General features: G+C 70.8%; 2 protein-coding genes. Both read right to left on the reverse strand.

What is annotated here, in order from left to right; genetic code table 11:
- Nucleotides 1-70: 70 nt before the first annotated feature.
- The gene (gene istB / locus ABD297_RS23500) at nucleotides 71-871 is read right to left on the reverse strand and encodes an IS21-like element helper ATPase IstB (RefSeq protein WP_344257579.1); all 801 of its coding nucleotides are present in this window, start codon (nucleotides 869-871) and stop codon (nucleotides 71-73) included.
- Nucleotides 871-2,157: an IS21 family transposase gene (gene istA / locus ABD297_RS23505; RefSeq protein ID WP_344257580.1), complete on the reverse strand. Its 1,287-nt coding sequence runs from the start codon at nucleotides 2,155-2,157 to the stop codon at nucleotides 871-873. Before istA ends, istB begins: the two co-directional genes overlap by 1 nt.
- Nucleotides 2,158-2,228 lie beyond the last annotated feature (71 nt).

The following is a 2,228-nucleotide window of genomic DNA, read 5'->3' on the forward strand; positions in this document are numbered from 1 at the left end:
CTGTCAACGGCGGCTGAAACTGGACCCCTCCGCGACGGGTGAAAATGGACCCCTTTCCTTTCTGGTCATCTCAGTCCTCGGCTCCCAGGGGTGTGGGGACGCGGCCGAGGTCGCGGTTCTTGAGTCGGTAGGAGTCGCCTTTGAGGTTGACGACGTCGGCATGGTGGACGAGCCGGTCGATCATCGCGGCGGCCACGACGTCGTCGCCGAACACCTCGCCCCACCGGCCGAAGGGCTTGTTGGACGTGACGATCAGGGAGGCCCGTTCGTAGCGGGAGGACACGAGCTGGAAGAACAGGTTCGCGGCCTCGGGCTCGAACGGGATGTAGCCGACCTCGTCGACGACGAGCAGCGGGTACCGGCCGAGGCGTCGAAGCTCGTCCTGCAGGCGGCCGTCGTGGTGGGCTCCGGCGAGCCGGTCGACCCACTCGGAGGCGGTCGCGAACAGGACCCGGTGTCCGGCTTGGCAGGCTCGGATCGCGATGCCGGTGGCGAGGTGGGTCTTGCCGGTGCCGGGCGGCCCGAGGAAGACGACGTTCTCTTTGGCGGTGACGAAGTCGAGAGTGCCCAGGTGCGCGATGACGTCCCGGGACAGGCCGCGGGCGTGGTCGAAGTCGAACTCCTCCAAGGCTTTCCGGGCGGGGAACCTCGCCGCGCGGATCCGGCCCTCGCCGCCGTGGGACTCGCGGGCGGCGACCTCGCGTTGCAGGCAGGCGGCGAGGAACTCCTCGAAGGTCCACGCGTCGGCTCGGGCCCGCTCGGCCAGCCGCGGGATCGCCTCGCGCAGCGACGGCGCCTTCAACGCGCGGGTCAGGAACGCCAGCTCGGCTTCCACGTCCCGGCGGGTGGCGGAGTTCTTGGCCGGCGGCATCAGGCCACCTGCCCGTCTATTGACCCGTCGATGGTCCCGATGCTGGGCGGCGGGCCGGCCTCGTATCCGTCGGTGATCCCGAAGGCGGTGTCGTACACGGACAGGTCCCGCTGCTCGACGCCCTGCTGCGTCGGCGGGGCCGGTCGATGCGTGGCTGCCCGGGCCATCGCCAGCGCGGCGGTGTGGTGTTCCGGGTCGGTGATGCTCTGGTGCCTAGCCCAGCACCGCTCATGCGTGGCGACCGGCCGCCCGGCGAGGGTGACGGTCACGGTGTCCAGGCCAGCGAAGACCTGCACGGTGCGACCGACGGCAACCGGGTCCACGGAGTAGTCGTTACCGGCCACCCGCACGTAGTGGTCGCGGCCCAGCCGGAGCTGGTGGCGCCACCCCAGCACGGGCGCCACCGGGGGCAGGGGCAGCATCGCCGCCTGATCGACCGGCCACCGGACCGTCGGGGCGCACCCGATCCGGCGCACGATCCGGGTGTTCGCGACCGGCAGCCACGCGTGCAGCTGCGCGTTGAAGTCGCGCGGGCCGGTGAACGTGCGCCCGGGCAGGAAGGAGGTTTCCAGGTACTGGTTGGCCCGCTCGACGATGCCCTTGGCCTCCGGGTCGCGCGGGCGGCACTGGTGCACGCCGCAGCCCAGGATGCCGCGGAAGGCATCGAACTCCTCGGTCAGCCGCGGCGTGCCGGCGCGCCAGGACCCGACCGCGGACTCGTTGTCCCACACCAGCTGCCGTGGCACCGCGTGCAGGTGCTCGCTCAGCAGGAGCCAGTGCCCCGCGATCAGGTCGGCCGCCTGCCGCGAGGCGATCATCACCGCGAACAGCATCCGGGAGTACCCCGCCGCCATCACCAACACCGGCGGGCGCCCGACCTGCCCGAACCCGAGCGCGATGTCGACCGGTGGGAACCACAGGTCGCACTGCACCCGGTCCCCAGCGACATACGCCGTCCGCGTCGCCGGGTCCGGCGGCAAGTACAACGGACGCAGCAGGCGCACACGGTCCTTCAACACCGTCAACGACCGCGCCCACCCGATCCGCTCCGCGATGACCGTGGCCGGCATCGTCGGGCACGAGCGCAACAGTTCGATGATCGCCGGCTCCACCGCATCAACGCACGAGCCCCTCGCCGGCCGCTCATACCGGGGCGGGCTGTCCTTGGCCAACGCCCGCCTCACCGCGTTCCGCGAGATCCGCAACCGACGAGCAATCGCCTTGATCGGCATCTGCTCAGCCCGGCGCAGCCGACGAATCTCTGCCCAGTCCTCCACACTGATCACCCTCCACAGGCTCACGGAGGGGGTCCGTTTTCACCCGTCGATCAGGGGTCAGTTTTCACCCGACGCTGACA

It is taken from the genome of Terrabacter carboxydivorans, from assembly GCF_039532035.1.
Lineage (GTDB): Bacteria > Actinomycetota > Actinomycetes > Actinomycetales > Dermatophilaceae > Terrabacter > Terrabacter carboxydivorans.

Coding starts and splice junctions, on each gene's coding strand:
- istB (WP_344257579.1), bottom strand. CDS start 871: ATGCCGCCGGCCAAGAACTCCGCCACCCGCCGGGACGTGGAAGCCGAG.